General features: G+C 52.6%; 1 protein-coding gene. It reads right to left on the bottom strand.

Translation table 11 applies throughout. The features are described from left to right. Nucleotides 1-559: IS6 family transposase (locus ABDZ89_RS17070; protein ID WP_425544622.1), on the bottom strand; the 559-nt coding region annotated here is incomplete at both ends.

Genomic DNA, 559 nt, shown 5'->3' with positions numbered 1-559 from the left:
CTAACGCGACATTGCTGAAACTATTCGCAAACGATGATGTTCGGCGTTCTATTTCCCAAAAGACACGTTCGATGACATTCCGATTTCCATGTTGAATGACTTGAAATCGATAGCCGTCTTCAGCGAGAACTGATCCGAGATAGTCTGCGTCATCGACGAGAAATTCCACGCTATCGAGCTGATAGCGCCGGTGGAGCTCGGTGAGAAACCATCGCGTCGTCTGTTTATTTGCGGTCGGATAGAGACTCACGTGAAGGATCGCGTTCGTCTGCGGATCAACCGCGCCGTACAGCCAGAACTGCTGGCCGTGGAGGCGGATCATCTTTTCGTCAACCGCGAGTTGATCCTCGGAGACGGTCGAGATCGGCTGTAGTTCGGCCTTATGAACCCAGTTATGGATCGCGACGTGACTCCGCTTGATCCCAAACAGTTCAAGATGCTTACTTACCTCTCGCAGTGACATACCGGCCAAGTGACAGCGGATCCCTACTTCAATCGCCCATCGCGGCGTTCGATCTCGCTCCACAAACGACAAGTCTATCCACGCGATACGTTCGCT

It is taken from the genome of Halorubrum ejinorense, assembly GCF_039522565.1.
In the GTDB taxonomy this organism is placed as follows: domain Archaea; phylum Halobacteriota; class Halobacteria; order Halobacteriales; family Haloferacaceae; genus Halorubrum; species Halorubrum ejinorense.
The sequence above is the reverse complement of the archived record's forward strand: the minus strand, read 5'-3'. Positions and strand labels throughout refer to the sequence as shown.